Below are 7,136 nucleotides of genomic sequence, written 5' to 3'. Positions count from 1 at the left end.
CGGGCAATCGCACGGTTGGAGTATTTTTCTTTCTTTAACACCTCGATTTGGGCCCGTTCATCTTTGGTGAGGTGTTTGTCTTTGATGGATTCAGTGTTATCATGAAATTGCGTCATGTGATTTCATTCCTTTATTGAGAGTCTGCTAACTTCAATATAACATGAAATTCACATGGCGTTTTTTGTATCAAAGGTGGCTAAGTTCATTATAAAATCCACCGATAAATTTCAAAGATTGGATGAACTGCAGTCTGGATAATTCATCCATGCCGTATATTCTGTGACCGCTTGTATTCCTATCTTTTGGCATAAGCAGTCCCAACTCTTCGTAAAATCTCAGTGTACGGTTGGATACCCCTGTTTTTGTACTGAATTCTGTAATTGTATACATCTGTATCATCTCCTTGGTTTCATTTTAATGGATAACGTTACGGCAGCCGCAAGTGTTAATTTGTTATAGTATTGTTAAATGAATGAGGAGGCTGATTATGATTACGGACAAAGATAGAGAATACCTCGAGAGGAGTGTTGAACTCGCGGCTGAAGCTTTGGAAAAAGGAAATTCTCCTTTCGGTTCCATTCTCGTTTCAAAAGATGATGAGGTTTTATTTGAAGACCATAACAGGGATGCAGAAGGTGACAACACACGTCATCCGGAATTTGAAATTGCCAAATGGTCAGTGAACAACCTGTCAGAGGCAGAAAGGAAAGAAGCGGTTGTATATACTTCCGGGGAACATTGTTCGATGTGTGCTTCTGCCCACGGTCTCGTCGGGCTCGGCAGAATCGTCTATGCGAGTTCCAGCAAGCAGTTAAAAGAGTGGCATAAAGAAATGGGCCTGGAATCCGGTTTGTTAAAAGGACTATCCATCACTGAAGTATTAAACGGGGTACAGGTGGACGGACCGGATGAAAAATTGTCAGAAGAAGTGAAGGCACTGCAATATAAATACCACCGGCGCTGAAGAGAGGTTTATCAAAGAAAAAGAGGCAGCATATACGCTGCCTCTTAAAAATTGAATTTTTAATGGAAATTGCTCCAGGGTGCTTTGTCAGGCGGCGGACATTCAACGGAAATGATTTCATCTTTAGTCGGATGTTTAACTTCCAATGTATACGCCCACAGAGCAATCTGCTGGCCGACTTTGTTCTGGCTTTGGCCATATTTCTGATCACCGTATAAAACATTGCCCATATTGGCAAGCTGTACACGGATCTGATGGGAGCGCCCTGTTTCAAGCTCTATTTCAAGCAGGGACAGGCTGCTTTTTTTATCACTGCCGAGCACCTTATAATGAAGTATTGCTTTTTTAGCATCTTTTTTATTTTTATCGACAACGGTGACTGTGTTCTTCTTGCGATTTTTAAACAAGTAATCGGTCCGCGTGTCTTGAGACGGTGATACCCGCCCGCGCACAACGGCTTTATATTTTCTCACTATCTTATTCTGTCTAAGCTGATCCGATAGTCTGGAAGCGGCTTTGGAGGTTTTGGCAAAAACGATTGCCCCGCCGACCGGCCGGTCAAGCCTGTGTACAAGTCCAAGATAGACATTTCCTGGTTTGTTTTCATGTTCTTTTATATAGGCTTTCAAAATATTGAGCAGATCTTTATCTCCTGAAACATCTTCCTGCACCGGGATGTTGACGGGTTTCTCCACGACCAGCAGATGATTATCTTCATATAAAACATTAATATGCATGGTGTACTCTCCTTTTACATCTTCATCATATTATATCATCCGATAATTTATATGAAAGATGAAAACAGATGTCATGCGGTGCATCATTAGTAGAAATGATTCCAAGGTGCTTCATCGGGCGGAGTGGACTCTACAGCAGTCGGGATTTCTTTGTCCGGGTGTCTGACATCGACGCTGTAGGACCATAAGGCGATTGGCTGACCGACCTTGTTATAGTGCTGGCCGTAGTTCGTATCGCCATGAAGCACATTGCCGATGTTGGCAAGCTGTACTCTGATATGGTACGAATAGCCCTGCTCCATCTCGATTTCCATGAGAGTCAGGTCATCTTCCGGATCTCTGTCGATGACTTTGTAATGAAGCACACTTTTTATTGCATTTTCATCCTTTTCATCGGTAATGGTGAATGAATTATCTTCAGTATTTTTATGGAGATAATCCGTTAAAGTATCTTCGTCTTTCGGCATCTTACCGCGGACAATCGCCCTGTACTTCCTGGTCACCTTGCCTTTTTCATTATCATGCTTTAAAGAAGAGGCCGTATCGGCATTTTTAGCGAATACGGCGGCGCCGCCTATCGGACTGCCGAGTATTTCATCAGCTTCAGGGAATAGTTCATCACTTTCAGCATTACTTTTTTTCATATGTTCTTTCAGCGCATTCAGTAAATCTTCAGCTTCTGTGCCTTCAATATATGATGGGATGATGGCAGATTTTTCAATGATGAGAAGATGGTCATCCTCATATAAAATATTAGTATCCATTGATGCACTCTCCTTTACTCTTTTTCACTTATATATCAGTATTAAATAAATTCCCTATTTCATGAATTTATAACATAAAAGTAAAATTTCAGAGATTATTCAGAAGAAGGATGATATAAATTGTTGGACCGACTGTCTCCAGTTTTTATTTTAATAATGATGGGCGTTGCACTTTTCATTGGGCAGTATGAATGGATTTCGGCCGCTCTCGGCATATTGGTCATGCCGTTATTAATGGCGTTATTATTCCTGATATTTCTTGATGTGCCCTTCAGAGATATTCCATCATCAATAAAGAACTATAAATTTAATTTAATATCACTTGCTATAAACTTCATATGGACGCCAGTACTTGCCTATCTGCTGGGTTATATATTTTTAGCAGATCAGCCTGTTTTATGGCTGGGGCTGATCATGCTCCTCGTCACTCCATGTACGGACTGGTATATAGTATTTACGAATCTTACGAAAGGTAATACCGCCCTATCCACGACGATATTGCCAATAAACTTCATTCTGCAGATTATTCTTCTGCCAGTGTATATCTATTTATTTTTCGGTGTTTTTGAATGGGTGTCATTTAGTGTTGTTTTTTCAATGATTTTGACACTGATTATTCCGCTCGGGCTTGCAGCAGTTGTAAAACTGATATTTCCCGGAGGATTCCTGCAGCGTATGTCTGCAGTAAACCCCCTGGTTTTGAGTCTCGCAGTACTTTCAATATTTGCCTCTGAAAGAGAGACGCTGTTCAACAATTTGAATCTGCTTCAAATAATAATCATGCCGATATTGTTGTTTTTCATAATTAATTTCATAATCGGAAAATTGACGGCGAAAATATTCAAGTTCAATTACCGGGACACCGTCAGTCTTGTCATGACAATAATGGCAAGGAATTCTCCCCTTGCACTTGCTATCGCTGTCGTGGTCTTTGATGATATGCCGATCATCACTCTGGCATTGATCATCGGACCGTTAATAGAGATACCGGTACTTGCCGTGACAAGCCGTATAATGCAGATCAGAATGTGAAAAAGCACCTATTCAGTGAAAGCTGACAGGTGTCTTTATTTGTGATGAATATATAATTAATTTTTTATGCATAATCATAATATACTGAATAATGTGATAGAATTAGGGCATTAAAAAAGCAACAGTCAAAGGGGTGTATACGATTGGATATAAAAAGATACTCCGAGAATTCTGTAACCGTTTACCTCGGAGATGAAATCAATGAAGATATCAATAAGCAATTGGTCCATTTAAAAAATGAACTGGAAGGAATGGAAATGGACGGTGTATCAGAAATCGTCATTTCCTACACGAGCCTGATAATCTACTATGATATTTTCCAAACAAATGGTGAAGATGTAGAGGATGTTTTAAAGGAAATAGACTTGGACAAACTGGACAGTCGTACTTTTGAGTATAATCTGGTTGAAATCCCGGTCTGTTACGGCGGAGAGTACGGTCCGGATCTGGAGCTGTTCGATGACAACGGACTCTCACCGAAAGAAGTCATTGAACTTCACAGCGACACGGAATATCTCGTGTATATGCTTGGGTTCATGCCGGGGTTCCCTTATCTGGGAGGTCTCGATGAACGATTATTCAAAGACCGTCTCGATAACCCAAGAACGAGTATCCCTGCAGGCTCTGTCGGAATCGGCGGCAAACAGACCGGCATGTATCCATTCACTTCACCGGGCGGCTGGAATCTGCTCGGGCGCACACCGATTCCTTTATTTGATGAAAAGAGAGACCCGCAAATCTTATATGAAGCGGGAGACAGAATCATTTACCGGTCCATTGACGAAGAAGAATACAAGCAGTTGCAGCAACAGGTGGAAAATAATGATTATGAAGTGAAAATCACGAGCAGGGAGGCAAAGTAATGACTTTTAAAGTATTAAATCCAGGAATGTTCTCAACAATCCAGGATGCCGGCCGGTTTTCTTATCAGACCTTTGGTTTCTCCCCTTCAGGGGTATTGGATTACAGAGCCTATCAATTGGCCAACCGTCTTCTTGGGAATGAAGATGATGCGGCAGTCCTCGAGATGACGCTTCAGGGCGTTGAACTGCTTGTAGAGAAAGACACGATGATTTCAACATCCGGTGCAGAAGCACCGATAACAATTGAAGGTAATAATTACAGTCACGGCATCGTCATAAAAGTGATGAAAGGTGAGACTCTGAAAATTGGCAAGTGTGAAAACGGATCGAGGACATATCTCGCAGTTCTCGGGGGTTTTGATGTTCCGGAGATACTCGGCAGCAGATCAACACATACCAGAAGCGGCATCGGTGGTTTCAAAGGCAGAACTATAAAGAGCGGTGATGTTTTAAAGACACTCGGCGGTGATTTTTCAGATGGTATGAAGAAAATCAAAGCATTTGAAAGTGATAATAACATCCGTATCATACCGGGCCAGCAATATGAACGCTTTAAAGAGGATGTGCAGAGAAAACTGTTCAACTCTGAGTATACAATTACAAAAGACAGTGACCGGATGGGTATTCGTCTGGATGGTCCTGAGCTCGACACTGATGAAGGGCATGATGTACTCAGTGAACCGACTCAGCTCGGCAGCATACAGGTACCGAAAAACGGACAGCCCATCATTCTGCTCAATGACAGGCAGACTGCGGGAGGATATGTACGTATTGCGACTGTGGCACTTGCCGATATTCCGAAGCTGGTACAAAAATCGCCGGGAGAAACACTTACCTTTGAAGAGATTGATGTAGATGAAGCAACAAAGATATATAAAGAGGAATTGGCAAAAATTGATTCCGGGGAATATTTTGAGGATATACGTGATTTCACGTCAGTCCGCCGTCATACTTCTTTAAAAATATCAAAACTGATGGGGGTATAATTATGAACGTTAAAAAAGTGAAGGAACTTATTAAACTGTTCAAAGATGAAGAGCTTACAAAACTGAAGATCGAAGAAAAAGGAGTGAAAATCCATATTGAAAAGGGAGGTGTGGTACAGTCGTCATCACCGGCGGCGGGTTCTGAACAGAGTTCTGGCGGCACCGGTGAGGATAAGCCTGGAACACTTGAAATTAAAGCGCCCCAGGTAGGTACTTTCTATATGCAGAAAGAGGAAGGCTCTGATGAAAACTTTGTCAATAAAGGTGACACTGTCAAAAAAGGTGATCAAGTCGGCATCATCGAAGCAATGAAAGTATTCAATGACGTTAATGCCGATCATTCCGGTGTCATTGAAGAAATCCTAGTGGGAAATGGTGACACTGTCGAGTATGACCAGGTGCTGATGACTGTGCGCAAAGAGGGTGAATAATATGAAAAAAGTTCTGATTGCAAACCGCGGTGAAATCGCAGTAAGGATCATACGGACTTTAAAGGAAATGAACATAAAAAGCGTCGCTGTATATTCTACGGCTGACAAGGACAGCCTTCACGTCGCCCTGGCGGACGAAGCACTTTGCATCGGTCCGCCGCCGAGTAACGAGAGCTACTTGAATATAGACCGGATACTCACTGCTGCAGAAATCAGTAAAGCAGATGCGGTTCATCCGGGTTACGGGTTTTTATCTGAAACACCAGAATTTGCAAAACGATGTGAAGAAAACGGAATTACTTTTATCGGCCCCACTTCTAAAATCATGCAGAAAATGGGTGATAAAGCCGAGGCACGGAGTACGATGAAAGAAGCGGGAGTCCCTGTCATCCCGGGAAGTGACGGGGTTGTCGACAGCCTTGAGTCAGTCAGGGCAGTCATTAAAACCATAGGCTATCCTGTCGTCATCAAAGCGGTATCAGGCGGCGGCGGTAAAGGGATGCGTTTTGTCCATGATGAAGCCTCTCTCGAAAAAAGTTACAAGGAAGCAAAAAAAGAAGCTAAAAATGCATTTAATGATGATAGGATTTATGTAGAAAAATATATTTCCAAAGCAAGGCATATCGAAGTCCAGGTTGTCGGAGACGGCAATGGCGGCGCGGTTCATTTATACGAAAGAGACTGTTCGATTCAGCGTAATAATCAAAAGCTGATTGAAGAAGCGCCGGCACATATTTTATCCGGCGAATCGAGAAAATTCATCACTGAAACGACGAGGAAGGCGATCGCTGAACTTAATTACGGCGGCGCGGGTACAGTCGAGTATTTGTATGTTGAAGAGGAAGATGAGTTTTATTTTATAGAAATGAATACGCGTGTCCAGGTTGAGCACACGGTTACAGAGGAAATCACAGGTGTCGACATCGTCCGGCTGCAGGTGGAAGTCGCGCTGTTCAACGAACTGAATATTAGTCAGGAGGACATTGGTATTAACGGCTTTGCGATTGAAACCCGCATCAATGCAGAGGATCCTGAAAAGAATTTCCAGCCCGCGCCCGGGAAGGTTGAAATGCTGCACTTCTCACTTGGACGGAATGTCCGTGTAGATACGGCAGTGTATCCGGGGTATAAGATTCCACCGAACTATGATTCGATGATAGCCAAAGTGATTGTCAGCGGTAAGGACAGACAGGAAGCGATTGATAAGATGACGCTCGTTCTTGATGAGACGGTCATCGGTCCGCTGAAAACAAACCTTGATTTTCAGTATTATCTTATGCAGCATCCGAATTACATTGACAATTTAGTGGATATCAAGTTTTTACAACGCAATAAAATTATTGAAGACTAGGAGGATAA

10 protein-coding genes are annotated in these 7,136 nt (G+C 42.4%); 6 read left to right on the top strand and 4 right to left on the bottom strand.

Annotation, left to right across the window (positions count from 1 at the left end; translation table 11 throughout):
- Together BO48_RS11715 and BO48_RS11710 are read right to left on the bottom strand one after the other, a co-directional pair.
- The coding region (locus BO48_RS11715; protein ID WP_496367640.1) for a helix-turn-helix domain-containing protein at positions 1-116 on the bottom strand (116 nt) is incomplete at its 3' end.
- Between the two features lie 70 nt (positions 117-186).
- Positions 187-390, bottom strand: coding sequence for a MerR family transcriptional regulator (locus tag BO48_RS11710; protein WP_496367634.1), 204 nt, complete (start codon positions 388-390; stop codon positions 187-189).
- A 97-nt stretch (positions 391-487) separates the two neighbouring features.
- Between BO48_RS11710 and BO48_RS11705 the strand changes: the two genes are divergently transcribed.
- The gene (locus BO48_RS11705) at positions 488-964 is read left to right on the top strand and encodes a nucleoside deaminase (protein ID WP_496367633.1); all 477 of its coding nucleotides are present in this window, start codon (positions 488-490) and stop codon (positions 962-964) included.
- A 59-nt stretch (positions 965-1,023) separates the two neighbouring features.
- Here BO48_RS11705 and BO48_RS11700 read toward each other — a convergent pair whose 3' ends face one another.
- Together BO48_RS11700 and BO48_RS11695 are read right to left on the bottom strand one after the other, a co-directional pair.
- On the bottom strand, positions 1,024-1,701 hold the full coding sequence (locus BO48_RS11700; RefSeq protein WP_496367632.1) for an RluA family pseudouridine synthase: 678 nt from the start codon (positions 1,699-1,701) through the stop codon (positions 1,024-1,026).
- An 86-nt stretch (positions 1,702-1,787) separates the two neighbouring features.
- Positions 1,788-2,465, bottom strand: a complete 678-nt coding sequence (locus BO48_RS11695) for a pseudouridine synthase (RefSeq protein WP_496367631.1) — start codon at positions 2,463-2,465, stop codon at positions 1,788-1,790.
- A gap of 120 nt (positions 2,466-2,585) precedes the next feature.
- On the opposite strand from BO48_RS11695, the gene BO48_RS11690 reads away from it, so the two are divergent.
- The 5 genes from BO48_RS11690 to accC all read left to right on the top strand — a co-directional run bounded on the left by BO48_RS11690 (position 2,586) and on the right by accC (position 7,128).
- On the top strand, positions 2,586-3,497 hold the full coding sequence (locus BO48_RS11690) for an arsenic resistance protein (protein ID WP_496367630.1): 912 nt from the start codon (positions 2,586-2,588) through the stop codon (positions 3,495-3,497).
- A gap of 143 nt (positions 3,498-3,640) precedes the next feature.
- Positions 3,641-4,360 (top strand): 5-oxoprolinase subunit PxpB, encoded by a 720-nt coding sequence (gene pxpB / locus BO48_RS11685; protein ID WP_496367629.1) that lies wholly within the window; start codon positions 3,641-3,643, stop codon positions 4,358-4,360.
- Entirely contained in the window at positions 4,360-5,346 is a 987-nt protein-coding gene (locus BO48_RS11680) for a 5-oxoprolinase subunit C family protein (RefSeq protein ID WP_496367628.1), read from the top strand. The genes pxpB and BO48_RS11680 overlap by 1 nt, the downstream gene beginning before the upstream one ends.
- 2 nt (positions 5,347-5,348) lie before the next feature.
- Positions 5,349-5,777, top strand: coding sequence for an acetyl-CoA carboxylase biotin carboxyl carrier protein (locus BO48_RS11675; protein WP_496367627.1), 429 nt, complete (start codon positions 5,349-5,351; stop codon positions 5,775-5,777).
- Position 5,778: 1 nt separating this feature from the next.
- A complete protein-coding gene (gene accC, locus BO48_RS11670) occupies positions 5,779-7,128 on the top strand; it encodes an acetyl-CoA carboxylase biotin carboxylase subunit (protein WP_496367626.1) in 1,350 nt (449 codons plus the stop codon).
- Positions 7,129-7,136: the final 8 nt, after the last annotated feature.

This window comes from Lacicoccus kunmingensis DSM 17847 (genome assembly GCF_059568765.1).
The sequence above is the reverse complement of the archived record's forward strand: the minus strand, read 5'-3'. Positions and strand labels throughout refer to the sequence as shown.